Genomic DNA, 25,271 nt, shown 5'->3' on the forward strand with positions numbered 1-25,271 from the left:
TAATATCAGCTAATGCTGTACTCACACCTCTTACTTGAGGATAACAGAGTATCAGGGTACAGGAATAGTCTGCTACTAACCCCTACCTATGTGAAGATGAGCGGCTGCTTACACTATCCTGCCGATAAATGATAAACCATGAATCGCACTAAAAATCTATATATAGATTATTTATTTTTATGACTCAGCAGCTAGTTCGTGTCAGTAGAAGATATGGCTATAATTCCTGTAAAGACGCTGGTGTATGAGATTTGGGGCAACCAGTCATGTTAAACTTCAACCTACCAAGGTATTTACCCTCAGCCGACGAACTACCGGACTCTGATGAAACGCCTGTGGATAATGAACTGCAAGAACTCATACCAGGGTTGTTAAAAGCTATTCTCCTGCTACTGTGGGGGGAACGTATGGACTGGTTTTTTGGGGTGGATATGGGTATTTATTATCATCCTGATCAACCTCCTATTGTCCCAGATGGATTTCTCAGTCTAGGGGTAGAAAGATTTTACGATGAGGAACTGCGTCCTAGTTATGTGCTTTGGGATGAACAAGTTATACCGATTTTGGTGTTAGAAGTCGTTTCCCCAAACTATCGCAAAGAATACAGCGATAAATTAGATGAGTATGCGGCTTTAGGTGTACTCTATTACGTGATTTATTCTTCTCGCCGTCGCCGTAAACCCCGTTTGGAGGTACATAAATTAGTTAACGGTAGATATGAGTTACAACCAGGAAACCCGGTTTGGCTACCAGAAATTGGCTTAGGAATTGGTTGTGAACGGGGAGATTATTCTGGGGTAACGCGAGAATGGATGTATTGGTACGACAGGGAAGGGAAACGCTATCCCACACCACAAGAACAAATTAAGCAAGCACAACAACAGGCGCAGTTAGCAGAACAACGCGCTCAACAGGAGGCTCAACGCGCTCAAAGGTTGGCAGAGCAATTAAGAGCTTTGGGCATCGACCCAGATAATTTGAGTTAGATTTGTAATAAATTCGCGATCGCCTGTGGCATTGGCAAGATAATCATCACTAACAAAGCCATTGCCAATAAACCTAAAATGTCACGTTTATTATCTAGTTCGGTGACATCATTTAAGGCAGGTTCATCCACTAAGGGAATAAACAATAAAATAATTGCCCAGACAAAGAATTCTGGTTGGACTAAAGACAGTAGTAACAGCAACAACCGGGAAATTTGACCGATTAACATCGCGGTTTTTTGTCCAAACATCGCATGAACAATATGACCACCATCTAATTGTCCCACAGGCATTAAATTTAAGGCGGTGACGATTAATCCTAAAAAACCAGCTACCGCTACCGGATGTAAATCAATGGCTGATTTTGGTGTTAATGCACTCCCCAAAGCTAATTTAGAAATTAATCCCAAAAGAATGGAATATTTAGGATTAAGTGCATCGGGGTTCAAAAGTCCGGTTTTTTCAGTTAAAGGAACAACATCTGAATGCGCTAAACCCCAGATAATTAAAGGTAATGTGGCAATAAATCCCGCCAGAGGCCCGGCAATACTCACATCAAATAAAGCTTTGCGGTTGGGGATAGGACTCCGCATTTGAATAAATGCGCCAAACGTTCCCAAGAAAAACGGGATGGGAATAAAATAAGGCAGTGTGGAGCGGATTTTGTAGTACCTGGCTGTTAAATAATGTCCTAATTCGTGAATCCCCAAAATTGTCATTAATCCTAAAGCATAGGGTAATCCTTGCCACAGGATTGTGGGATTTGAGGAGATAGTTGTCAGATTTAAACCAGCGATTCTGACTCCCACTAAAGTTGTAGTTACCAAAGTTGCTAAAACAAGTATTAAAGCTAATCCTGGTCTAGTTAACTTTTCTGGTTTTTTGGCACTACCGGCTTTAGCTGCTTGAGCATTGGGAACTAAGACAAAGAAGGGTTTACCATTAAAACCTTCTTGAAAAATAATTAAGAAGCGATCGCCAAATTCTGCTTCAATATTTGCCCGAATTTGTTGATAAGCTTGAATAGGTGTTGTTCGCAACTGACCACGACAAATAATCGCCTGGGGTCTATACTCAATGTTCTGAATATAGTAAATAGACCAGGGAAAACAATTTCGCAGTTGGGTTTCTTCTGTAGGTTCAATGGGACGCACAGGCACTGATTCTGCGGTAGGATGAATAGCCGATTGTGATGTTTGAGTTTGGGGTTCAGTTTGAGTGTTTCCCGGCGATCGCCGTCCCCACTGGAACAACAGCCAGTATAACAAAAGGCAGATGATTGAGGGCCAGATGATCAGTGATGGCGGCGGAGGTTGTTTTACACCATACATCAATGTCCAGCCACTCAATAATAATGCTGGTGTCATTAACACTAGCCACAATAACCAGATTGGTGTACGGGTGATGCTAGCCACACTGCGCTGCACCATTAAATACGTAGCTATGCCCAGTAGCAGGAGAAACCAGAATGTCATTTGCTCTTTGGTAATTTAGAAACACAGCCTGATTTGTAGTTTTGGCAATATCGCTTTCACTACATACCAGACTTTCAACTCATTTTTGTTACAAAAGTTAACAGAGTTTTTTAACTCTGTCACGATAATTTCACAACTCCTCAGTTTTTGTTTGTTCATGCGTCCCTTACCACCACAGCCAAGTAATACAACTAAGTCCCCACGGGTTGTTTTTGCTGACGAAGTTGCAAGCAAAGAAAACCTCGGCTCAGACTTCGCGCTCAATTCTATTTTTGCTTTTCCACCAAATCGGGACACATTGGGGGGTACTTCTTACTTCATTGTAAGAAATCAAGGGAATATCCTGATAGACTGCCCGGCTTTAGACGAAATAAATCAAGATTTTTTGCGATCGCATGGGGGTGTGCGCTGGTTATTTATCACCCATCGCGGTGCGATTGGTAAAACCTCAGAAATTCAGCAAAGCTTTAATTGTGAGGTAATCATTCAAGAGCAAGAAGCCTATTTATTACCAGGGTTGACAGTCACTACTTTTACTCAAGAACTGACACTAGACAGCACAACCAAATTAATTTGGACACCAGGACATTCTCCCGGTTCCTCTTGTCTATACTACAGTCAACTAGGCGGCATCCTGTTTTCTGGTCGTCATTTATTACCCAACCAGCAAGGCGAACCAGTACCATTACGGACAGCAAAAACTTTTCACTGGCCTAGACAAATTAAGAACATACAAGCATTATTAGACAACTTTACGCCAGATACGCTGCAATATATTTGTCCTGGTGCTAACACTGGTTTTCTCAGAGGTAAACGTGTAATTGACCAAGCTTACCACCGTCTGAAGTCTCTAGATTTAGAAGCTTTGTTACACAAACAAGCGATTTTATGAAAGAAGGGAGATAAGGGAGACAAAGGAGATTGTTTTCAAGAATTCTGTAATTTTTGGGACTTACGCAAAAATAACGTATTTTCGTCATTGTTACCGAAGGGTAGCAATCCCAAAGCTTTGATTTTCGTTGCGAGTGCGTAAGTCCTAATTTTGAACTTTGAATTTTGAATTTTGAATTTATTTGTCTCTATTCCCCAAACCAGCTACAACAGAATCTTTCCTCAACACTTCCAGTGCTGATTGGTATTGTAAATCGGCTGCTGTGGCAATCTGTTCACGGGTGATTGGTTGCTGAGAAATCACTTGATCAGGTTTAATACCTAATTTATTAATATCGTGGTGACTGGGAGTTTCGTACTTGGCAATAGTCACCGCCAAGCCAGAACCATCAGACAGTTCAAATAAAGATTGTATTAAACCTTTGCCAAAAGTAGTTTCGCCCACCAATTTGGCGCGACCATTGTCTTGGAGTGCGCCAGCTAAAATTTCGCTAGCACTGGCAGTTCCTTGATTGACTAAGACTACCAAAGGATCATCTGTCAAAGCAGGGCCGAAGGCTTCAAAACTGCCTTGAATGCCTTGGCGATTGACGGTGTAGACGATAGTGCCGGAATCTAACCATAGACGGGCGATTTCTATGCCAGCTTGTAGTAAGCCTCCAGGATTATTTCGTAAATCTAGAATGTAGGCATCCGCCCCTTTTTTTTCTAAACTAGATATGGCGTGTGCCAACTCTGTGGAGGCGTTGGCATTAAATTGTGTTAGGCGAAGATAGCCGATAGATTTACCTTCGGGGGAAGTGCGTAATTCCGCTACAACAGGGTTTAGAGCAATGCGATCGCGCACTACTCTAACTTCTTTTTCTCCTTCTCCATCGCGTTCAATTATGAGTGTGACTAGACTACCAATAGGGCCGCGCATCCGGGCGGCTGCTTCATCGAGAGTCAGGTTGGCTGTAGAAAATCCTTCAATTTTGAGAATGCGATCGCGTGATCTAATTCCCGCTTTCTCGGCTGGCGAACCCTCTATAGGAGAAACTACTTCCAATTTTCCGGTTTCGGGATTCAGGGCAATTTGTAAACCCACACCCGTAAGTTCTCCTGAAGTATTCACTTGCAAACTGCGGTATTGCTCAGGGTCTAAAAACCGGGTAAAAGGGTCATCTAAGGTCTTGAGCATATTCTGAATGGCTACATAAGCGGCTTTTTGGTCTTTAAACGGTTTTTCTAGGGCTTTCTGCCGCACTGCTGCCCAGTTTTGATGATTAAACGTATCGTCCAGATAAGTCCGATTTACAATTCGCCAAACTTCTGAAACTAATTTTTGTTCTTCTGTCAATGCGTTTGCTGGTTGCATGACTGCACCCCAAGCTAAACCAAAAGCCAAAAATAGTGAAAATCCTAGCCGCAGAACCTGTTTGTGCATGAACCCCATTTTCCAATTCACCTCTAGCCAAATTGCCGAGAATTATCTAGTTGTCTCTTGTTTGATGAAATCTATCTCTCGACTATGTTACTTTTTTTATAGAAGTGGTGCATTCTTCTCATCAAGTTGTTAAACAACTGATGTCCTGTATGCCCCTGTATATACCTGATAACAGGATATGATCTACTTTGTACCCTCCATAATCATGGTTGGCTTGCAAAGAGAACGCAATATATTCCATATTTACCAACGCCGTCGGGCAGTCGGTGTATGCTTGCTGTTCGCGTAGCGGCGCGTTAGCGCGGGTAAAGTAATCTGAACTTCTCGATGCGTCCGGTTGTTTGGGTCTCCCTGTGTTCGCGCTAGCGTCGCGAAGCGAAGCAAGAATCCCTGAAATGAAATTTCGGGGAGTGTCAAAGAGTGTTAAGTTGATAAACTTTTAGCACTATCAAAACGCAAAAGCAAACACATAAAATCCTCTGACGAGAAAATCCCAAAATTGCCAATTGGGAGATTGAATCAACCGCAACTGATTTTTAGGAACTTGAGATTGTATGGCCAACGTTTACGACTGGTTTGAGGAACGCTTGGAAATTCAGGCGATCGCTGAAGATGTAACTAGCAAATACGTCCCTCCCCATGTCAACATCTTTTACTGTCTGGGTGGTATTACCCTCGTTTGCTTCTTGATCCAGTTCGCCACTGGATTTGCAATGACTTTCTACTACAAGCCCACAGTGGCTGAAGCTTACTCCTCAGTGCAGTACATCATGAATGAGGTTAACTTCGGTTGGCTGATTCGCTCCATCCATCGCTGGTCAGCCAGCATGATGGTGTTGATGATGATTCTGCACGTCTTCCGGGTGTACCTGACTGGTGGTTTTAAAAAGCCCCGCGAATTGACCTGGGTAAGTGGTGTGATCCTAGCTGTAATCACAGTTTCCTTCGGAGTAACAGGCTATTCTCTGCCTTGGGATCAGGTTGGTTACTGGGCTGTGAAAATCGTTAGTGGCGTACCAGAAGCAATTCCTGTAGTCGGCGTACTGATTTCCGACCTACTGCGTGGTGGTTCTAGTGTTGGTCAAGCAACCTTGACTCGCTACTACAGCGCGCACACCTTCGTTCTACCTTGGTTAATTGCGGTCTTCATGCTGTTCCACTTCTTGATGATCCGTAAACAAGGTATTTCCGGCCCCTTGTAATTTCAGAAGCCCCAATGTCAACAGGCAACAGCACTCAGTTACAAGAAACAGTCATTTGCTTTAAACTGATGGAAAATCAGCAATTAATGACTCATTCCCACAAGGATAATGCTTGTATTTGAGACTTCAGGTAAACTACCCAAAAACAGAAGATTCAGGCTAGTTTTACGTTAGGTTTGCCTAAATTCATTGATGGCTGTAATCAAAGCTTTAAGTGAAATTCCAGCAGGAGAGCGCATTTAAATATGGCAACACAAAAGAAACCCGATCTGAGCGATCCTAAGTTAAGAGCCAAACTCGCCAAAGGTATGGGACATAACTACTACGGCGAACCAGCTTGGCCTAATGACCTACTGTATGTATTCCCAGTAGTCATCATGGGTTCCTTCGCTTGTATTGTGGCTTTAGCTGTATTAGACCCAGCAATGACAGGTGAACCAGCGAATCCTTTCGCCACACCATTGGAAATTTTGCCAGAGTGGTATTTGTACCCTGTATTCCAAATTTTGCGATCGCTTCCTAACAAACTGTTGGGAGTGTTAGCAATGGCTTCCGTACCCTTGGGATTAATCCTCGTTCCCTTTATTGAGAACGTCAACAAATTCCAAAACCCCTTCCGTCGTCCAGTAGCAACCACAGTCTTCTTGTTTGGGACTTTGGTTACTCTGTGGCTAGGTATTGGTGCTGCTTTACCTTTGGAAAAATCTTTGACCTTGGGATTGTTCTAAGTTAGTCACCAAAAAGCTATCTTGACGCTTGTAGGTTTCAAGAGCAGATATCTGAAGTTATGATGTCTGATGACAAGTCACCTTGCAGGGTGTCTATGGCATCAACCGCCGTTCATTTCTCCAGGTGATCTGCTGTTGAAACCAATTAACAAGCGTCAATTTTAGTGAATTTAGCTTGTGTATGCAACTTTTTAGTTTTGGAACCAAAAAATCTGCCAAAATCTAAAATAGACTGAAGAACGATAGATTCAAAAACCTCTCACTTATATTCAATTTAAGCTACGGTCAATGCTTGGCATAATGCAGCAAGACCATCTGACGGTAAACAGCGAACTGAAGCTCCTCAACAAAGTTCAACAATGGTTTGAGGAATTTTCCTTAAAATACTTGTCTCACCTTGGTTGGTCAGAAACCCAAGTTTATCGCCTCAATTTAGCATTAGCAGAGGGCTTTACCAACGCAGTGCGTCACGCTCATCGCGCTTTACCACCGGAAACAACCATAGACATTGAGGTGAGTCTATGGTCTGACAGATTAGAAATTAGAATTTGGGATCACGGTCATCCTTTTGATCCAAATGCGATCGCCGAACCAGAACCAGGTACTCTACAAGTAGGAGGTTATGGTTGGTTTCTGCTGCGTCGCTTAGTTGACCGTGTAGTTTATGAGCGTAGCGATGATAATAGAAATTGTCTGGTGATACTCAAATACTTATGACATTGACCTGCCCCCGCTAACCTCAGCGCGAGGTGTAGCGGGAGGTTTTTACTACACAGAAAACCGCTTTTGGAAGTACCAACGAGTCTTACAGTTTTTCTACAAGATTGAATTTCTGTGTATTTATTGACAATATTTTAATTCCCTCTGATCTCAAGTTCCGTTAAGCATTTTCATCTCTGTCATCAAGGAGTTGTATTTGTATCATTCTGATGCCAATCAACTGTCAGTGATAGAATTACATTCATATTGATTGTATAAAATTTAATTTTTATCCTAGTAAGTATTACATACAATTTATCCTGACTACTTTGCTAGAATTGGGCATTACTTTTGCTAGTTTTATCTGGTGTGGTCATGGGTCTAGACAAATATACTAGGGTCGCCAATGCTCACGCAATTATTCTAAGTAATTTTACGCTGGTACGCAATCACCTTTTAGTGTAGAAAGGGGAGATAGGAAAAAATATATGACTAAGACCGCCCTAATTACAGGAATTACTGGTCAAGATGGCTACTATCTCAGCCATTTACTCCTCAAGCATGGTTATAAGGTAGTGGGATTAGTATCGCCACACCGACAACCAAATCTGACGAAATTGGGAAATTTAGCCAATCAAGTAGAAATTTATACAGTCGATTTAAGAGATAGCGTAGCCCTGTTCAATGCAGTAGAACAACTGCGTCCCCAAGAAATTTATAATTTGGCAGCTCCGAGTTTTGTCCCTGACTCTTGGAAAGATCCACTAGGAACTCTTGATTTAATCACTGGTACTGCAACAAGACTATTAGATGCAGTCAGACAAGTGGGTTTATCTACACGTTTTTATCAAGCTAGTAGCTCTGAGATGTTTGGAGATGTCTTTTGTTCTCCGCAAGATGAAGAAACTCCTTTTCGACCGAAAAATCCGTATGCAGCCGCCAAACTACACGCTCATTGGACGATGGTACATCACCGTCAGCGTTATGGTTTATTTGCTTGCAGTGGGATTTTATATAATCATGAATCTCCGCTCAGAGCACCTCAATTTGTCACCCGTAAAGTTTCTTTAGCAGTTGCATCAATTAAGTTGGGTTTAGCTGACACCCTAGAAATGGGTAATCTAGATGCTAGACGGGATTGGGGTTTTGCCGGAGATTATGTTAAAGCTATGTGGTTGATGCTACAAGCTGAAGAACCAGAAGAGTACGTGATTGGGACAGGCAAACTACACAGTGTGAAAGAATTAGTATCTCTGGCTTTTGATAGCGTAGGATTAAATTGGCAAAATCACGTAGTCATTAATCAAAATTTACTCAGACCAGACGAACATTTTCAACTGGTAGCCAACCCCAACAAAGCCAAAACCAATTTAAATTGGCAACCGGAAATCAGCTTTGAACACCTTTTAGAAACAATGGTAAAAACAGATATAGACCGCTTGCAAAACCGTCAAGTTACTCAAATTTCTGAAAAACAACTACTCGTATAATAGAGTGCTGGTGATGGCATTCTTGCCTATCAAAACATAGTGGGAGTGTGAGAACCCCTGCTCTTTAGAGAGGGGATGTAGCTTGCTTTCCCGCAGGGGTAACACGACTCAACAGGTTTTAACCTGTTGTTTTAAGGCGAGACTTATGGTAAATTTTTGCTGATGATGCTGGTGAAAAACCCATAACAAAAAGCATCATAAGTTGACCAAAAGTAGCCGTACAGCCAAGCAATTGGTCGAGGCGAGTAGGACTGTTTGAACCAGTCTAAGACCCTTTGGAGCAGAACAAACATTGCGGAGTGTAGCTTTAGCTCACGTAGCAATATCAGTTCGGAATCCTGGTTTTTCAAAGCCAGGATAGTTCAAACTACCCGTATCAAGAAAATATCAATACTAAGTAGATTGACATAAATAATTGTCATAGCGATAAGGCAGGAGGCAGACAAAAAGGTTTCCCTATCTTGACCTGGGTTCACATAGTTCAGTTATTGTGTGTCTTTCTACTTAATTAATTAATACAGTGGCCAAAAATTTAAAATTAGGTGAAAATTCTGGCAAAGTAGCCGACCATATCTTCGTGTTCTTAGAGATTTTTGCACGGGAAGGTGGAATTCAATCTTATGTTAAAGATATTTTCCGCGCTTATTTGGAGTTGAATCCAGGTTATCAAGCAGAAGTATTTTTGTTGCGAGATAGTCCTGAATGCTCGAATCAGTTTGAGTGCGATCGCTTAAAATTTCATTATTTTCACCATCAATCACCCCAGATAGGCAGAATCAAAATGGCTGGGGTATTACTGAAGTATTTACTGCAAAAACGCCCCAAACGTGTTTTCTGTGGTCATATCAACCTGGCTGTATTAATACAAACCCTGTGCCAACCCTTGGGAATTCCTTACACTGTCCTGACTTATGGAAAAGAAGTTTGGGAACCCCTCAACATTAAAGAACGCCGTGCTTTAGCCACAGCCACCGATATCTGGACAATCAGCCGCTACAGTCGCGATCGCGCTTGTGCTGCTAATGGTATAAATCCAAATCAAGTCAAAATGCTAGCTTGTGCCATTGATGGCGAAAAATTTACCGCCGGCGCGAAGCTACCAGAATTAGTCACAAAGTACGGCTTAACAGATGCCAAAGTGATCATGACTGTAGCACGACTCTGGTCAGGAGATATATATAAAGGCGTAGATATGACAATTCGCGCCCTGCCCAAAATCGCCCAGGTATTTCCAGATGTAAAATATTTGGTAATTGGTCGCGGTGATGACCAACCAAGATTAGCCAAGCTAGCCCAAGATTTAGGAGTAAGCGATCGCGTTGTCTTTGCTGGTTTTGTCCCCACAGATGATTTAGTATCGCACTACCGCCTCGCCGATGCTTATATTATGCCCTCTCAAGAAGGCTTCGGGATTGTATATTTAGAAGCTATGGCCTGTGGTGTCCCAGTGTTGTCCGGTGATGACGATGGTTCAGCCGATCCAGTACAGGATGGTAAAGTCGGTTGGCGAGTTCCTCACCGCGATCCTGAAGCTGTAGCCGCAGCTTGTATCGAAATTCTCAAAGGAGATGATCAACGTTGTGATGGACAATGGCTAAGAGAACAAGCGATCGCAAATTTTGGCATGGAAGCCTTGAAACAACAGCTTTTGTCCTTACTTGAGAGTTCATAGTTTTTCACCAATGACTAACAACTAAACTCGCTATCCTAGAAGGAGAGCAAGATAGTATTTAAAAATGAACTATAACAATTCTCAACTGAATCTCTACAATCTCCGCCCTTGGCTGACTGTGTTAGTAATTTTCTGGTTACTGACTTCATTTGGTTTGGGTTGGTTGGTAAATTCGTTGTTGATTCTATTTGGATTAATGTTGCTAGTGCCTGTAGTCGCATTTTTCGGGTTTCGTTGGTGGCTGGAACGCAACCTAGTAACTGATCAGTGTCCCGTCTGCCAATATGAATTTACAGGATTAAATAATAGTCAATTGCAGTGTCCTAACTGTGGCGAACAACTCACAGTACAAAAAGGCCATTTTCACCGCTTCGCACCCGAAGGCACAATTGATATTACCGCCGTTGAAGTACCAACTCAGCAATTAGAAGATTAAATTGATAAAGTAAACATTAAATTGTAGGGTGCGTTAAAGCCAAGTGCAACGCACCTCATAAAATCTTGGTGCGTTACGGTCAATTTTTATGCTGCCTCAGCTAGTTTACTCTCGATTTCTAATAACTGGACTGCGCCAGAGTAATTTTTCCCATTCATCACAAAGAAGGGTGTACCAGGAACTCCCAGTTGTTCACCTAGTTGCATATCTTGTTGAATAGCAGGATCAGCAAGTAGGCGATCGCGATTAAATTTTTCTAAGTCTAGATTCAGTTTTTTAGCAATATCTAAATACAAATCTTCACCTAATTGTTTTTGATTTGTAAATAGGGCATCATGATACAGCCAAAACTTTCCCTGCTGATTTGCAGCCCAAGCCGCTTTTGCTGCTGGTATAGCTTGGGGATGAATTGGTAAGGGAAAATGTTTATAAACTAATGTCACTTCATTTTCATGCTTGGCTAACAACTCCTTTAATTTTGTATGAGCTTCAGCACAGTAGGGACATTGATAATCAGAAAACTCGATTAACAAAGTTTTTGATGCAGTTCCTCCAATAGTAGGAGAAGAAGCAATAACTGCTTGGGGGTTGGTTTGCAAATCCTGCAAAAATGTCTGTCGGGCTTGATTTAGTGTTTGTTGCTGTTGTTGTTGGTATGCTTGGACAGATTCAATAATCACCTCTGGGTGTTGGCGGAGAATTTCTAAAACTTGCTGTTCTAGTTGGGGGTTGACTTTACTGGCTGCTTGTGCAGGAAATGACCAAGCTAAAACTACAGACAATAAGCTAATTATTGCCCAGGTACGTAGATACTGCAAAAATTGACGCATAGCAAAATACTGGAGACATTAATATTTCTCTAGTATTCCCTGAAATGCCAGCCAGTGATAATTACAAATTATATAACTGTGGCATCAATCGGTAATGAATTGTCACGAGACCATTCATTCCAAGAACCAAAATAATTTTTGGCGTGAATTCCAGCCTGTTGTAAAGCAATCAGTGTATTAGCAGCCCTAGAACCTTTAAAGCAGTAAACATACACTATTGACTCGGAAGTAATCCCAACAGATTCACAAATTTCTAAGATTTCTGCTGGTGAACGAAACATCGGTATTCCCGATTCAAATGTCATCAAACGATGCCATTCTAACCATACAGCATGAGGAATTCTGCCCTTGCGGGGGCAAAAATCAGTACCGTAGGGTGAAGAACTTAAACCTTGCCATTCGTTGCGATCGCGCACATCCAATTTTATAATTGCTGGATTGTTGATTGCTTGCAACATTTGGATAGTCGTCACTATCATCTCCGCCTGGGGATGCAATCTAAATATGCTGCTTTCACCTTCAGGAACTTCATCGGTAGTAGGTAAACCCGCAGCCAACCAACCTTGATATCCGCCGTGTAAAACATATACATGAGGACATCCTAAATACTGGAGTAAAAAAGCTGCTCTACAAGATTGGCCGTAACCTTTATTTAAAGCATCTTCATAGACAATTAATCTTTCTGCCCCAGATATTCCTACATCACTCAGAAGTTGAGCAAAATACTCTTGCAATTGCTTTAATCCTGCTGGGTAGGAATTATCTAAAAGATAAGTGAAAAAATCTCTAATATTGATGGATTTAGGAATGTGAGAACTAGCATATTCTTCTGGGCTTCGCGTATCGATAATGACAGTTTGTGGCGATTTTTCTGCTAACAAAGACGTGAGTTCTTGAGGAGAAATGAGGAGTTTTATATTCACGCTTTCATGCTGCTGTTACCGTGTCATTGGGCATTATCGCGCTCACCTGATTGGCATTTTGGCATGAAATTTACAGAATAATGAATGTTAATTGTTGGCGAATAACTTTTGTAGTTTGATATCTTGCACCAGTTCTGTTTGATTTTTTAACGCTCCAGGAGCGCGGAGGTTCACGCAAAGTAACGCAGAGGTTTGTTGAAATTGGATATTAGCCGTAAGGTAATGACATCATTAGCTGCTGTACTTTGCCCTAAGTTTATTTACATTTTAAGGTTTACCTGTAATAAGTCTAAACCTCGTTCAAATATTTCATCAATTGGCAACATTTGCCCATCTTGAGTCATAAATTTATGGTCTTTTGTTGCCCGAATTACTGAACCATCTTCTAAACTATATTCAAAAACTTCTTGTTGTCCGCGATTATGCCATTGTGCAGTAGGCTGGGTGTAAACAATGCCATTAATATCAACACTAAATACTGTGCATTCAAGACCTTTTTCTACTATCTCACCAATAGGTAAATAACCATATTCAACTGTTAAAATTTCTGTGTCATAACTTAAGCAATACTCAGCAAATTTCAACATATCATCAAATAGCTTCTCAGCTACTTGTTTTTTTACACCATTCTTAGTTGCTCCATCAATAAATTTTTCCTGCTGCTTCTGCATCTCTGCTACTTTCTTTTTACCCATAGCACGGCGCAGTAAGTCAGCTTGTCCTAACGAATAACCAGCCATATCTTGAGCAATTTTCATGATTTGCTCTTGATAAACCATGATGCCATAGGTTTCATTTAAGATGGGTTCTAAAATTTGGCTTTCATAATCAATACTTTCTCGTCCATGTTTACGGTTGATAAATTTAGGAATCAATCCCGCATCTAAGGGCCCTGGTCGATAAAGTGCCAAAATAGAAGAAATATCTTCAATATTAGAAGGTTTTAAGTCTCGGACTATCTGCTTCATCCCTGAAGACTCTAATTGAAATACTCCTTCTAATTCACCCGATTCTAAAAGTTCATAGGTTTTTTGTACATCTTTGGGCAGAGTTTTATGCTCACCTTTAGCTAATATTCTTTGAGCTTTGCGTTCTTGATTAGTGATTTCATACGGGTCTATTGTAAACCCGTGGTTTTCTTGAATTAAATCAATGGTTTTTTGAATCATGGTTAAGTTTTTTAGACCCAAAAAGTCCATTTTTAACAAACCCATTGATTCTAGGTCTTCCATGAAATATTGGGTAATTACAGACCCGTCATTATTTCTTTGTAAGGGGACAATTTCATCTAATGGTTCAGCAGAAATGACTACACCTGCGGCGTGCACCCCAAAGGTTTTGTTAGTTCCCTCAATTCGCATGGCCATGTCAATCCAATGGCGTACTTTTGGGTCACTATCATATTTTGCTTTAAACTCTGGTTCTGGGGTTTGATCAGAAATCATTACTTTGAGTTTAGTGGGTTTACCCCGTACCACAGGAATTAATTTCGCCATTTGGTCGGCTTCCCCGTAGGGAATATTTAACACTCTGGCAACATCTTTTAAAACTGCTTTGGAAGTTAGACGGTTAAAGGTAATAATTTGAGCTACTCTATCCTTACCGTATTTTTCAGTTACATAGTCAATCACTTTATCCCGTTGTTCAATACAGAAATCTGTATCGATATCAGGCATAGATTTACGTTCTGGGTTTAAGAATCGCTCAAATAGTAAGCCATGATGCACCGGGTCAATATTAGTAATTCCCATTGTATAGGCAACTAATGAACCAGCCGCCGAACCCCTTCCAGGCCCTACAGGAATATTATTATCTCTAGCAAATTTGATGTAGTCCCACACGACTAAAAAGTAGGTGGAAAAACCCATCTGTTGCAACATTTTCAGTTCATATTCCAGTCTTTCTTTGTAGACTGAATCTACTTCGCTGCGGGATTTACGATTTAATCTTTCTAATAGTCCTTGCCAAGCTACTTCTTCGACGTAGGTATCAGCAGTATGACCCGCAGGAATAGGATAATTAGGAATGCGAGGCTCACCCATAATTTGGTAAGGCTCGATTTTATCAGCTACTTCTTCGGTTCTATTGATGGCTTCAGCAATCACATCATCTGGTAAATGGTCACGAAATAACAGCTTCATCTCATCGGCAGATTTGAGATATTCTGTACCGCTATAACGCATCCGATTATCTTCAATAATTAACTTGCCTGTTTGAATACATAGCAAAGCGTCGTGAGCTTCGACATCAAAGCAAGATGTAAAATGAGAGTCATTGGTAGCGACGAATTTAATATTTAATTCCCGTGCTATTTTGATGATTTCAACGTTAACTATGCGGTCTTCTTGCGAACCGTGGTCTTGAATTTCTAGATAAAAATCATCACCAAATACATCTTTATACCATTTTGCCACTTTCCGCGCTGCGTCTGGTCTGCCGCTCAGAATTGCCTGGGGAATTTCTCCACCTAAACAAGCACTGGTAACTATTAAACCTTCATGATATTTTTGTAATAATTCTTTATTAATACAAGGGCGAGAAAAAATTCCTTTACCTTGAACACCTTGCAGGTGAGAAATTGTTGTTAATTTAACTAAATTTTTGTAACCTTTATTATTTTTGGCTAAGACAACTTGATGATATTTAGGACGACGTTCTTGTTTTTCAATGTCGCCGTTAATGATATACATTTCATTGCCAATAATTGCCTTAATATTTTTGCTGCGGCAGGTTTTTAGCAGTTCAACAGCACCATACATGACACCGTGATCGGTAACTGCGATCGCCTTTATCCCTAGTTCAATCGCCCGATCAATCAAATCTGGTAGCTGACTTGCTCCATCCAGCAGACTGTAATCACTGTGAATATGTAAAGGTACAAAGGACATAAACTTCTCCCAGCACAAACCCAACCCTGGTGCGCTAGATTTTATCCAGCAACGGCATACTAGATTAACGTGTTTGCAAAATTTTAACTTCCGCAATTCATGTATTAATAGTTACTTTAGTCATTAGTTATTAGTCATTAGTCATTAGTCATTGGGGATTAAATTTTTCTCCCTCTGCCTCCCCTGCCTCCCTTCCTTTCCTTCCCTCCCTCTGCTTTCCCACTCCCCACTCCCCCAAAAGGCAAAAAGCCACGTTTGATCAACGAGGCTTGCTTTGGAGATATGCAGTCAATACAGGAGGTTGGGGAAATTTAATGCTGTTGTGGCCCTTTGGCATCACATTCTTTATTCCAACACCGTTGTAAAAGTCCTATTCGCCATCTATGGGCAAAACGACGGGGGTTGAGTTCTAATTGAGAATCACGGCTAAATAACGGTTGGTTGAGATATTGCCAAAGCGGGAATTGAATTTTGTTGTGTTTATCAGCCATAGGAGTAACAAAATAGTATAAAAACGGTGTGGCAACAGTTAGGACTTATGAATAACACTGCCAGCTAGTGATTTTCTTGTTAAAGATGCCATGATCTACATTCAATTGTCCTGGTGGCAATTGCGGAACTTTACGTAAAGATTTCTGCCACATTTGTCAGACTGACTCTTCAACTTTAAGTTCCCATCTTGGGTATATATACTTATGATTTTTGTAGGTAATGTAGGCACTAATGGTAAAGCTTTGATAGAACATGATGGTATTTCTGTTCATGTATTTTTGATTCCTTCTTTGCGAAAATAATACTGAGAAAATAGTTGTATCAAGGCTAGAAAAGTTGACAAAAATACATATTGTTTGATACGTATACTCAGAAATGCCAAGCGATGGGCTGTTTTCTCAGGTAGGCGATCGCCTGATGCCCAATTTCTGGTGATGGAATACACCCCACCAGAGCAAAATTATGAAACTGTTTGATTTTGGAAAATCGAGTATAAAAACTTGATGCTGTGCATTGTTATATTTATCTTCCCAGTCGAAATCATAGAAATCAATAGGGTTAGCATCAAATTTTATTATGTTAATAAATGTAATTATTGATATGTTTATGTTTAAAAATTAACCTATTGATATTAATTATCAGAATTGTTTTCAAATAAAAATTAGGGTTCTAAAAAACCTAACCCTGCTAGCCTCCGTTTCCTACCTCTCCCCAATCCTCTCCTAGAGGAAAGGGAAAAGGAAAAACTTTTGTTAGCTGGAATGGGGGAAGATGTCGAGATGCTAAATCAAGATTTTGCTACCTGAGTGGGTGGTAAGTTGACATCCTTCGCCAAACCGACTGTTTTTAATAAGGCGATCGCCCACCAAGTAATATCAATTTCCCACCATCGCCAGCCACATTTGGCTACATGAGGGTAAGCATGGTGATTGTTGTGCCAGCCTTCACCATAGGTGAGAATTGCCGCCCACCACAGGTTACGGGAATTATCATCACAGTCAAAAGTGCGGTATCCCCACAGATGAGTCACAGAGTTGATAAACCAAGTCGTATGCCAGAGAATCACAGCGCGAACAAATACACCGTAAATTATAAATGACCAACCACCCAATACATAAAGCAATAATGCTACAGGAATTTGCAACCACAAAAAGTAACGATTCAGCCAACAGTAAAAAGCATCTCGTGCTAAATCTGGGGCATATCGTTGATAACATTCATAATCAAAGAATTGCCGATTAGGATACAAAATCCATAACATATGACTCCACCAGAAACCTCGGCGGGCAGAGTAGGGATCTTTGTATTCATCTTCCGTGTGAGCATGGTGTAAACGATGTCCAGCCACCCAGAAAATTGGCCCTCCCTGGATTGATAAAGCACCTAAAATTGCGATCGCATACTCCAACCACTTCGGGACTCGCAAACTCCGATGGCTTAACATTCGGTGATAGCCTAAGCAAACTCCAATACTGCCAAATAGCCAATGTAGAAACACAGCTACACCTAATGCAGACCAAGAAAAAAACCAAGGTGCTAACAATGCTAGCACGTGAATAGTAGCGAAAAATGCTACAGCTATCCAATCAAGACGCAAAGACTGGGGGTTATCTGACCAAGTTCTCATGGAATTAATTAATGGGGACTGGGGACTGGGGACTGGGGATTGGGAAAGCAGGGGAGGCAGGGGAGGCAGGGGAGATTTTTTCCCCAGAATTCTTTAATTTTGAATTTTGTAGGCTTGCCTTCCCGTAGGGTATTTTGAATTGATTTATGCCCTGTGCATCGATGCCCAATTCTTCAAATTGCTTGAGAAAAACCAGTACCTGATTTTTCTTGTAGATAGGCATCAAATACAGCCGCGATGTTGCGGATAAGTAACCGTCCGCTTGGTGTGACTTCAATATGATTAGGAGAAAGTTTAATCAAACCATCGGCTTCTAATAATCGAAGTTTTAATTGTTCTCTTTGAAAATATTCGCCAAAATCACTATCAAAGTTCAAATGATATTTTTCCTCAATGTTATTTAGTGAAAGTTGAAATTGACACATCAATTCCATAATTATCGTGCGGCGAATGATATCATCTTGATTCAGTTTCACTCCTTTTTCAATCGGTAATTCATCATGATTAATCGCCTGATAGTAATTTTTTATCCGTTTATGATTCTGCACATACACATCATGGAGCATACTAATTGAACTCATGCCAAACCCCAATAAATCCGACTCTGGTTTGGTGGTATAGCCTTGGAAGTTGCGATGTAGTTGACCGTTTTGTTGGGCGATCGCTAATTCATCATTTGGTTTAGCAAAATGATCCATCCCAATGAAAACATAGCCATTGGTAGTTAATTCCTCAATTGTCATCTTGATAATTTCCAGTTTTTCTCCGGCTAACGGTAATGCGTCTTGGGGAATTAAACGTTGAATTGGTTTTAACCAAGGTACATAAGCAAAGTTAAACACAGCAATCCGGTCTGGATTGAGTTGCATAGTCTTACGGACGGTACTTTTAAAAGTTTCTAGATTTTGATAAGGTAAGCCATAAATCAAATCAACATTAACACTGGTAAAACCAGCATCTCGCACCCAGTCCATTACCTGAAATAGCATCTCTTCCGGTTGAATCCGGTTAACCGCTTGCTGTACCTGGAAATCAAAGTCTTGAATACCAAAACTAATGCGATTAAAACCTAAATTCCTCAAACCAAAGAGGTAGTCTCTATCTAAGAAACGGGGATTGACTTCAATAGAAATTTCTGCATCATCATCAAAATCAAAACAATGATGGAGGGTATACCAAAGGGTTTCAACCTGACGCAGAGATAAATAGTTAGGAGTTCCACCACCCCAATGTAGTTGTTGTACTTTTCGTTGGTGATCAATTAAAGATGCGACTTGCTGAATATTGCGAATTAAGTAATTTAAATAAGGTTCGGCAAGTGCTTTGTTTGGGGTAATGATAGTATTACAACCACAGAAATAACAAGCACTTTCACAAAAGGGAATATGACAATACAGTGATAGTGGAGTTTTTTTGTAATTTCCGACTGCGATCGCTGCTTTAAAATCAGCTTGTTGAAAATCCTCAGTTAACTCTGTGGCTGGAGGATAGCTAGTGTAGCGGGGTAAAGGCTGATCATATTTTTTCAGCAAATCAGCATCAAATTTAACATTCTGTGGTAAAACTTTCATAAAAACTTGTAATGAAAAATCCTGTGTGTGTCCATGTTTGTAGTAAGGACTTTAGTCCTGAATATTCCCAACACTAAAATGCTTACTACAAACCTGTGAAACCCTATGCAATAAACAGTCTTTTAACTCCACACTCCACACTCTAAATGCTGTAATCCATTTCCTTGCTATGTCCCGGAGAATGTTCTGTACTACCTGGTTTATCTTGGCGAGTAATTAAATCAAAGATATGCTCACCAACTACAGCTTTGACATCTGCTTCTAATTCATGAACTACATCTCGATTCAGAGTAAAAGCATAATTAGCTTCCTCGACAATTTTCTGAATCATGGCTTCATCTATATCCAAACCACTCAACGCCTGACGGTACTTTTCTTTAAACGCCCGTTTTGCTTCCGGGGTAGGAATTTGTTCAAATTCGTGCATTGCAGTGCCTTGATCTGCTGGTAAATCCATTGCAGAACGGGCAATCTTTCGCAATGCTTGTCCACCGGATAAATCGCCCATGTAGCGGGTGTAAGCATGAGCAATTAACAATTCTGGTTGGGTGTTGGCAACTTCCCGCAAGCGGTTAACATATACCTGTCCGACTGGAGAAGGACTAATTTCCTCTCGCCAGTTTTCACCGTAATAGTAGGCTAAATCTTGCTCTAAATTGGCTTTGCGATTCAGTTCGGGGAAGTAAATCAACCCCACCACTGGATGATTTTGATGTCGCTGCAATTCTTCCTCTAAAACACAGTAAACAAAGTAGAGATTCGCCAGCAATTTCCGAAAGAAGCTCTTTTCTACTATGCCTTTGAGAAAACATTTCATAAACGCTGTGTTTTCCGCCAAGGTATGGGAATGTCTTGTACCTTCCCGTAAACGCATATCTAAATCGCTACTCATAATGAATACCTCACTGCTAACAAACTTTGTGATGTTTGATGGAAATCGGCATTAGGCACGAATCAATTCAAAATTCAAAATTCAATAACTATTAGGGAAACATCTCCTCTGCTCCCTCCACGCCCTCATCCCCCTCATCTTCCTCCCCTCTCTTCTACACCCAATCTCTAGGTTGAAGAAATACTTCAGTCAGTTCGGCTTCTGGGCTTGCTGGTTCTGGTTGGTAGCAATATTCCCAACGTGCTAGAGGTGGTAAAGACATGAGAATAGATTCTGTGCGTCCCTGAGTTTGCAGACCAAATACCGTACCTCGGTCGTAGACTAAGTTAAACTCGACGTAACGACCCCGACGGTATAGTTGAAAATGACGCTGGCGATCGCCATACTCTGTTTCTTGTCGCCGTTCTACAATAGGCAAATAAGCAGGTAAAAAAGCCTGACCACAAGACTGCACAAACGCAAAAATATCTTCCCAATTCCGCGCCACATTTCCCACTTGCTGGCTATAAATCGCCGCCAGGGTATCCGCTTGAGTACCTACATACAACTTCCCGCTAGCATCTTGATAGTCAAAGAAAATACCGCCAATACCTCGCTGTTCTTGGCGATGTCGTAAATAAAAGTATTCATCACACCAGCGTTTAAAGGTGGGATAATACTCTGGATGATGGGCATCACAAGCATTTTTTAACGTTTGATGGAAGTGAACCGCATCCTCTGCAAACGGATAATAGGGCGTTAAATCAGCCCCACCACCAAACCACCAGATAGGGCCTGCCTCAAAGTAACGATAGTTGAGATGTACTGTTGGGACATAGGGATTACGGGGATGCAATACCATTGATGTTCCCGTGGCAAAAAACTCATGTCCTGCTGCTTCTGGACGTTGAGCCACAATCGAAGCTGGTAGACTCTTTCCCCACACTGCGGAAAAATTCACGCCCCCCTGCTCAAACACGCGCCCTTCTCTAATCACACGGGTACGTCCTTCTCCCCCTTCTGCTCGCTCCCAATAATCTTGATGAAAGCTTGCTTCCCCGTCGAGTTGCTCTAACGCTGTGCAAATCTCATCCTGTAAGTTCTGCATGAATTGCTGCACCCTCTCCCGTGAATCCTTGGGGATAGTATTGTTAGGTGGTGTCAGCAATATTGTGTGATTTGGAGATTCTTGCAGAGAATTATCGGAATGAAGACCCATGTTACAACCTCTGAAACTTTGAGTAAGGGTGATTACCACTGCTTAATAACTCTATAGTTATATAGATACTTTGTGTCTGATAAGTTTCAAAACTTAATAAATGCTTTCAAACCCAGTTATCAAAGGCTTTCAGTTGCTACTGCCCCATATCTAAGATAGAAGGCAATTCTCAGTTTACTGAAGGATTGTAAACAGGTCTAGCCAAAGACTCACACTTATCATAACTTTATAGTTATCGAATTATTTACTTGATTACCGTAATACTCATGGTTAATACCCTACCCAAACCAGAAACTAAAACCCCCAGCCAAGAAACTATACTCACGCCTCGGTTTTATACTACAGACTTTGAAAAAACCGCCAACCTAGATTTATCAGCCCAAGAAACAGAGTTACAGGCGATGTTGGCAGAAATGCGAGCCGACTACAACCGCCATCATTTTGTTCGGGATGAAGCGTTTGAACAGTCTTGGGAACATATAGAGGGTGAAGCCAGACAGGCGTTTATTGACTATTTGGAACGCTCTTGCATTTCCGAGTTTTCCGGCTTCTTGCTGTTTAAGGAATTATCCCGCAAACTAAAAAACCGCAGTCCACTGCTAGCGGAGATGTTTCAACTGATGGCGCGTGATGAAGCCCGTCATGCTGGGTTTCTCAACAAAGCAATGGGCGATTTTAAACTCTCCTTGGATTTAGCCACTGTCACAAAAACCCGCACCTATACATTTTTCCCGATTGAGTGGGTGCTTTACACCGTTTATCTATCTGAAAAAATCGGATACTGGCGTTACATCATTATTTACAGACATCTAGAACAGCACCCGGAAAACCAGTTTTATCCCATCTTCCGCTACTTTGAGAGTTGGTGTCAGGACGAAAACCGCCACGGGGATATATTCAAAGCACTTTTACGTTCGCAACCGCAACTATGGAAAACTTGGAAAGCTCGGCTGTGGAGTCGCTTTTTCTTGCTTTCGGTATTTGCTACCCACACAATGACAGTGCATGAACGCTCTGGTTTTTACAAATCACTGGGACTAGATGCCACGGAATTTGACCGCCAAGTTGTTTACAATACTAATGAAACGGCGGGTCGGGCTTTTCCGGTAATGTTAAATACAGAACATCCCCAGTTTTTCCCTCGTTTGCAACGCTGTGCAGGTTATAACTTGCAAATAGCAGAAATTGAGCGCAGTTCTCAGCCCAAATGGATAAAACAGATTCGCAAACTACCTTTAATTGCTGCAATTGTTTGGAATCTGTTGTTAGTTTACCTGATCAAACCCATTGATACAGAGGCTTTGCGGGGAACTGTACGTTAAATTGGGCAGTTAGTAGGGTGCGTCAGTAGGAATAATTTCTGAGAATGTCAAGGTTTATCTGACTGACGCACCTTTATTTGGAAATCCCTGAAAATGCTAAGTTTGACCAAAAGTGAAAACTGATAAACTATAATTAGTAGCCTGAAACGCCAACAGTTGATATGTCTGATTCTATACAGTATGTGACAAATCAAGATGGAGAACGAATTGGTGTGCTGTTAGATTTAGCCACATACCAACAACTAACGAATTCATCGCTAGAAGATGATGAAATTTTAACTGGATTAAGCTTGGATGAGTTACAAGCTTTGGCGGAAAGTATGTTGTCACCAAAAGCCCAAATCGAACTCAATGATTTATTAGAGCGAAATGCAGAAAATGTACTGTCTGCTGAAGAAAAAGCGACTTTAGACTGTTTATTGGCACAGATTGACCAATTAAATATTTTAAAAAATAGAGCTAAGTATACTTTAAAAATGAAAGGAATATCAAGAGTGGCGTGAGTGTTTATATTCCTGTTGAATTACAACGCAAAATCCGTTCTAAATTTGCTGATTGTTGTGCGTACTGTCGTACTGCTGAACACTTGACAGTTACGACTTTTGAGTTTGAGCATATAATTCCTCTATCAGCTGGAGGCAAAACAAGTTTTGAAAATCTTTGTTTGTCTTGTCCTACTTGTAATCGTTATAAAGCTTCCCGTCAAACTGCTGTGGACACAGAAACACAACAAGAAGTCTTTCTATTTAACCCACAGCAACAATTATGGTCTGAACATTTTGCTTGGAGTAAAGATGCTACCGAGATTACCCCGCTAACTTCTGTCGGTCGAGCAACTATTTCTGCTTTGAAAATGAACCGTTCGCAGTTAATTCGTGTGCGTCAAATGTGGGTTAAGCTAGGGGAACATCCGCCCGATATTTCATAAAAGTGGTTATGTTTCACCTAGCTTAAACATACACTGTAATTTTTGTAGCCAGTAGGGTGCGTCAGTAGGAATAATTTCTGAGAATGTCAAGGTTGATCTGACTGACGCACCCTACATAGTCAGATGATCACATATCTGTACTAGCTTGATGCAGAATTAGCAGCTTCAGAAGCTTTCGCCGCCGGAGAACCGCCACCCATGCGAATTTCGGAGGTAAAAGAAGCCATACTAAAACCACCGAAACGTTTTAAAACGCTAACACGCATCCGTAGGTTAGGGCTAGCAAACCATAAGCGTTCTTCAGACCACATGGTTTCATACTCTGTAGTCAGAGTCAATGCGCCATCGTCGCCCATTTTATAACGTCCGGCAACAGGAGCTTTTTCGGCGTAACCCATTTCTCGTAATAGCCTACCTTCGCTGGGATTATTCTCATCGGGTACGGTAACTAAAACAGTAGAGCCAGTGTGTTTTTCTTCGTCCCATTCCATTGTGCCGTTCCAGGTAACTCTAGCACCACAGGAGGCAGCACTAGCAGGAATTTCATATAATTCACACAGTTTAATTACTTCTGGGTGATCTGCTGCTAGTGTTTCAATCACTAAGTCTGATTTCCCATCTTCAGATTGCTTAAACGCTAAATGGTGGCTAGTACGATGGGAGAACCATTTACCAGCACTCAATTCAAAAAATTCTTCAATATTCATAATTGAAATTACCCTGCATGAAAATAGGAAAACTTGCACTTATTATTATTAAAAGGCAATGGGAGGTTTTAAGATTAAGCTGGATTACCTCTTTGTTCTAGTCTGGTGAGTGAAATTCTTGCAGCTTCGGCAACATTGGGGTGAGAGTCTTTTTCTAGGTATTTCAAAGCTGATACACTTTTAGGAGTAGGTAGATTGCCCAAAGCTTCTGCTAAACGTTGCCGTACCAGCCAATCCGGTGATTGGGCAAAGCGTAGCAGTTGATCTACAGAATCAATGTCTTGAATTTCTCCTAAAGCCGAGATAGCAGCTTCTTGTAATACTACTTCTTTGCTATCCAAAGCTTGAATCAGGATATCACGAGCGCGGGGGTCTTTGAGATTTCCCAGGGAAACTGCCGCACTAAATCTTACTAGCCAGTCCGTATCTTCATAAAATGCGCGTGCTAACACTTCAAAGGCTCTAGCGTCACCCAAATATCCTAAAGCACCAGCCGCATCGGCACGTATACCATAATCTGGGTCATTTTGGAGAATGCCGGACAAAATTTCATAGCATTCTGTGGTTTGCTTGATTCCTAGGGCAAAGATTGCCATCGATCGCAGCTGTAAAGATTCATCATCTAAGACCTTCTTAATTAAAGGTACAGCATCTTCGGCGGGTATATGCCGTAAATTAGCCAAGGCTACCATGCGATCGCGCAAATTCGTACTTTCTAACTGAGCAGAAATTTCCTGTAAGTGTGGAACAGCCATCTATTTCTCAGCGATTTCTTAACCTATCTTTACTTTAACTGATATAGGGATTGGGGGTTGGGGACTGGGGATTGGGGATTGGGGACTGGGGATTGGGGACTGGGGATTGGGGACTGGGGACTGGGGATTGGGG

General features: G+C 41.2%; 23 protein-coding genes. 11 read left to right on the forward strand and 12 right to left on the reverse strand.

The window, feature by feature from the left end; all coding sequences use genetic code 11:
• The first annotated feature begins 266 nt into the window (after positions 1-266).
• A complete protein-coding gene (locus A3775_RS01230; RefSeq protein ID WP_066379200.1) occupies positions 267-986 on the forward strand; it encodes a Uma2 family endonuclease in 720 nt (239 codons plus the stop codon).
• Here the strand turns inward: A3775_RS01230 and A3775_RS01235 are convergent.
• Positions 983-2,461, reverse strand: coding sequence for a site-2 protease family protein (locus A3775_RS01235; protein WP_066379198.1), 1,479 nt, complete (start codon positions 2,459-2,461; stop codon positions 983-985). The genes A3775_RS01230 and A3775_RS01235 overlap by 4 nt on opposite strands.
• 157 nt (positions 2,462-2,618) lie before the next feature.
• On the opposite strand from A3775_RS01235, the gene A3775_RS01240 reads away from it, so the two are divergent.
• The gene (locus tag A3775_RS01240) at positions 2,619-3,353 is read left to right on the forward strand and encodes an MBL fold metallo-hydrolase (protein WP_066379191.1); all 735 of its coding nucleotides are present in this window, start codon (positions 2,619-2,621) and stop codon (positions 3,351-3,353) included.
• Between the two features lie 177 nt (positions 3,354-3,530).
• On the opposite strand, the gene ctpA is transcribed toward A3775_RS01240, so the two are convergent.
• Entirely contained in the window at positions 3,531-4,787 is a 1,257-nt protein-coding gene (gene ctpA, locus A3775_RS01245) for a carboxyl-terminal processing protease CtpA (RefSeq protein WP_066423508.1), read from the reverse strand.
• Between the two features lie 545 nt (positions 4,788-5,332).
• On the opposite strand from ctpA, the gene petB reads away from it, so the two are divergent.
• The 6 genes from petB (at position 5,333) to A3775_RS01275 (ending at position 11,005) form a co-directional block, all read left to right on the forward strand.
• Entirely contained in the window at positions 5,333-5,980 is a 648-nt protein-coding gene (petB, locus tag A3775_RS01250) for a cytochrome b6 (RefSeq protein WP_010997571.1), read from the forward strand.
• A gap of 245 nt (positions 5,981-6,225) precedes the next feature.
• Entirely contained in the window at positions 6,226-6,708 is a 483-nt protein-coding gene (gene petD / locus A3775_RS01255) for a cytochrome b6-f complex subunit IV (RefSeq protein WP_066379185.1), read from the forward strand.
• 288 nt (positions 6,709-6,996) lie between these two features.
• Positions 6,997-7,425 carry an anti-sigma regulatory factor gene (locus A3775_RS01260; RefSeq protein ID WP_066379183.1) on the forward strand — a complete coding sequence of 143 codons (429 nt, stop codon included), beginning with the start codon at positions 6,997-6,999 and terminating at the stop codon, positions 7,423-7,425.
• Between the two features lie 470 nt (positions 7,426-7,895).
• A complete protein-coding gene (locus A3775_RS01265; RefSeq protein ID WP_066379181.1) occupies positions 7,896-8,897 on the forward strand; it encodes a GDP-mannose 4,6-dehydratase in 1,002 nt (333 codons plus the stop codon).
• A gap of 520 nt (positions 8,898-9,417) precedes the next feature.
• Positions 9,418-10,569: a glycosyltransferase family 4 protein gene (locus tag A3775_RS01270; RefSeq protein WP_082803647.1), complete on the forward strand. Its 1,152-nt coding sequence runs from the start codon at positions 9,418-9,420 to the stop codon at positions 10,567-10,569.
• Positions 10,570-10,633: 64 nt separating this feature from the next.
• Complete coding sequence (locus A3775_RS01275; protein WP_066379174.1) at positions 10,634-11,005, forward strand: hypothetical protein; 372 nt, start codon at positions 10,634-10,636, stop codon at positions 11,003-11,005.
• Positions 11,006-11,091: 86 nt separating this feature from the next.
• Here the strand turns inward: A3775_RS01275 and A3775_RS01280 are convergent, their stop codons facing one another.
• The 8 genes from A3775_RS01280 to hemF form a co-directional block, all read right to left on the reverse strand.
• A complete protein-coding gene (locus A3775_RS01280) occupies positions 11,092-11,835 on the reverse strand; it encodes a DsbA family protein (RefSeq protein WP_066379172.1) in 744 nt (247 codons plus the stop codon).
• Positions 11,836-11,903: 68 nt separating this feature from the next.
• Entirely contained in the window at positions 11,904-12,758 is an 855-nt protein-coding gene (locus A3775_RS01285; protein WP_066423510.1) for a sulfurtransferase, read from the reverse strand.
• Between the two features lie 260 nt (positions 12,759-13,018).
• Positions 13,019-15,646, reverse strand: a complete 2,628-nt coding sequence (locus A3775_RS01290) for a trans-splicing intein-formed DNA polymerase III subunit alpha N-terminal partner DnaE-N (RefSeq protein WP_066423511.1) — start codon at positions 15,644-15,646, stop codon at positions 13,019-13,021.
• Positions 15,647-15,957: 311 nt separating this feature from the next.
• On the reverse strand, positions 15,958-16,137 hold the full coding sequence (locus A3775_RS24540) for a hypothetical protein (protein ID WP_066379159.1): 180 nt from the start codon (positions 16,135-16,137) through the stop codon (positions 15,958-15,960).
• Positions 16,138-16,925: 788 nt separating this feature from the next.
• On the reverse strand, positions 16,926-17,765 hold the full coding sequence (locus A3775_RS01300) for a fatty acid desaturase (protein WP_066379605.1): 840 nt from the start codon (positions 17,763-17,765) through the stop codon (positions 16,926-16,928).
• A gap of 173 nt (positions 17,766-17,938) precedes the next feature.
• Positions 17,939-19,336, reverse strand: a complete 1,398-nt coding sequence (gene hemN / locus A3775_RS01305) for an oxygen-independent coproporphyrinogen III oxidase (protein ID WP_066379155.1) — start codon at positions 19,334-19,336, stop codon at positions 17,939-17,941.
• Between the two features lie 142 nt (positions 19,337-19,478).
• Positions 19,479-20,228, reverse strand: coding sequence for a heme oxygenase (biliverdin-producing) (locus tag A3775_RS01310; RefSeq protein WP_066379153.1), 750 nt, complete (start codon positions 20,226-20,228; stop codon positions 19,479-19,481).
• Positions 20,229-20,382: 154 nt separating this feature from the next.
• Positions 20,383-21,426 carry an oxygen-dependent coproporphyrinogen oxidase gene (gene hemF, locus A3775_RS01315; protein WP_066423512.1) on the reverse strand — a complete coding sequence of 348 codons (1,044 nt, stop codon included), beginning with the start codon at positions 21,424-21,426 and terminating at the stop codon, positions 20,383-20,385.
• A gap of 266 nt (positions 21,427-21,692) precedes the next feature.
• Here hemF and acsF point away from each other — a divergent pair, with 266 nt between their 5' ends.
• From acsF to A3775_RS01330, 3 genes are all read left to right on the forward strand, one after another.
• A complete protein-coding gene (acsF, locus tag A3775_RS01320) occupies positions 21,693-22,748 on the forward strand; it encodes a magnesium-protoporphyrin IX monomethyl ester (oxidative) cyclase (protein ID WP_066423514.1) in 1,056 nt (351 codons plus the stop codon).
• A 161-nt stretch (positions 22,749-22,909) separates the two neighbouring features.
• On the forward strand, positions 22,910-23,251 hold the full coding sequence (locus A3775_RS01325) for a hypothetical protein (RefSeq protein ID WP_066423516.1): 342 nt from the start codon (positions 22,910-22,912) through the stop codon (positions 23,249-23,251).
• Positions 23,248-23,676, forward strand: coding sequence for an HNH endonuclease (locus A3775_RS01330; protein WP_066423518.1), 429 nt, complete (start codon positions 23,248-23,250; stop codon positions 23,674-23,676). The genes A3775_RS01325 and A3775_RS01330 overlap by 4 nt, the downstream gene beginning before the upstream one ends.
• 140 nt (positions 23,677-23,816) lie before the next feature.
• On the opposite strand, the gene A3775_RS01335 is transcribed toward A3775_RS01330, so the two are convergent.
• Both A3775_RS01335 and A3775_RS01340 read right to left on the reverse strand, forming a co-directional pair.
• A complete protein-coding gene (locus tag A3775_RS01335) occupies positions 23,817-24,383 on the reverse strand; it encodes a phycobiliprotein lyase (protein ID WP_066379131.1) in 567 nt (188 codons plus the stop codon).
• Positions 24,384-24,457: 74 nt separating this feature from the next.
• Positions 24,458-25,138 (reverse strand): HEAT repeat domain-containing protein, encoded by a 681-nt coding sequence (locus A3775_RS01340; protein ID WP_066379128.1) that lies wholly within the window; start codon positions 25,136-25,138, stop codon positions 24,458-24,460.
• Positions 25,139-25,271 lie beyond the last annotated feature (133 nt).

This window comes from Anabaena sp. 4-3, from assembly GCF_001597745.1.
Lineage (GTDB): Bacteria > Cyanobacteriota > Cyanobacteriia > Cyanobacteriales > Nostocaceae > Trichormus.

Excerpts from the sequence above, each read along its gene's own strand:
- A3775_RS01230 (WP_066379200.1), top strand. The coding sequence starts at position 267 with ATGTTAAACTTCAACCTACCAAGGTATTTACCCTCAGCCGACGAACTA.
- A3775_RS01235 (WP_066379198.1), bottom strand. The coding sequence starts at position 2,461 with ATGACATTCTGGTTTCTCCTGCTACTGGGCATAGCTACGTATTTAATG.
- A3775_RS01240 (WP_066379191.1), top strand. The coding sequence starts at position 2,619 with ATGCGTCCCTTACCACCACAGCCAAGTAATACAACTAAGTCCCCACGG.
- ctpA (WP_066423508.1), bottom strand. The coding sequence starts at position 4,787 with ATGGGGTTCATGCACAAACAGGTTCTGCGGCTAGGATTTTCACTATTT.
- petB (WP_010997571.1), top strand. The coding sequence starts at position 5,333 with ATGGCCAACGTTTACGACTGGTTTGAGGAACGCTTGGAAATTCAGGCG.
- petD (WP_066379185.1), top strand. The coding sequence starts at position 6,226 with ATGGCAACACAAAAGAAACCCGATCTGAGCGATCCTAAGTTAAGAGCC.
- A3775_RS01260 (WP_066379183.1), top strand. The coding sequence starts at position 6,997 with ATGCTTGGCATAATGCAGCAAGACCATCTGACGGTAAACAGCGAACTG.
- A3775_RS01265 (WP_066379181.1), top strand. The coding sequence starts at position 7,896 with ATGACTAAGACCGCCCTAATTACAGGAATTACTGGTCAAGATGGCTAC.
- A3775_RS01275 (WP_066379174.1), top strand. The coding sequence starts at position 10,634 with ATGAACTATAACAATTCTCAACTGAATCTCTACAATCTCCGCCCTTGG.
- A3775_RS01280 (WP_066379172.1), bottom strand. The coding sequence starts at position 11,835 with ATGCGTCAATTTTTGCAGTATCTACGTACCTGGGCAATAATTAGCTTA.
- A3775_RS01290 (WP_066423511.1), bottom strand. The coding sequence starts at position 15,646 with ATGTCCTTTGTACCTTTACATATTCACAGTGATTACAGTCTGCTGGAT.
- A3775_RS24540 (WP_066379159.1), bottom strand. The coding sequence starts at position 16,137 with ATGGCTGATAAACACAACAAAATTCAATTCCCGCTTTGGCAATATCTC.
- A3775_RS01300 (WP_066379605.1), bottom strand. The coding sequence starts at position 17,765 with ATGAGAACTTGGTCAGATAACCCCCAGTCTTTGCGTCTTGATTGGATA.
- hemN (WP_066379155.1), bottom strand. The coding sequence starts at position 19,336 with ATGAAAGTTTTACCACAGAATGTTAAATTTGATGCTGATTTGCTGAAA.
- A3775_RS01310 (WP_066379153.1), bottom strand. The coding sequence starts at position 20,228 with ATGAGTAGCGATTTAGATATGCGTTTACGGGAAGGTACAAGACATTCC.
- hemF (WP_066423512.1), bottom strand. The coding sequence starts at position 21,426 with ATGGGTCTTCATTCCGATAATTCTCTGCAAGAATCTCCAAATCACACA.
- acsF (WP_066423514.1), top strand. The coding sequence starts at position 21,693 with ATGGTTAATACCCTACCCAAACCAGAAACTAAAACCCCCAGCCAAGAA.
- A3775_RS01325 (WP_066423516.1), top strand. The coding sequence starts at position 22,910 with ATGTCTGATTCTATACAGTATGTGACAAATCAAGATGGAGAACGAATT.
- A3775_RS01335 (WP_066379131.1), bottom strand. The coding sequence starts at position 24,383 with ATGAATATTGAAGAATTTTTTGAATTGAGTGCTGGTAAATGGTTCTCC.
- A3775_RS01340 (WP_066379128.1), bottom strand. The coding sequence starts at position 25,138 with ATGGCTGTTCCACACTTACAGGAAATTTCTGCTCAGTTAGAAAGTACG.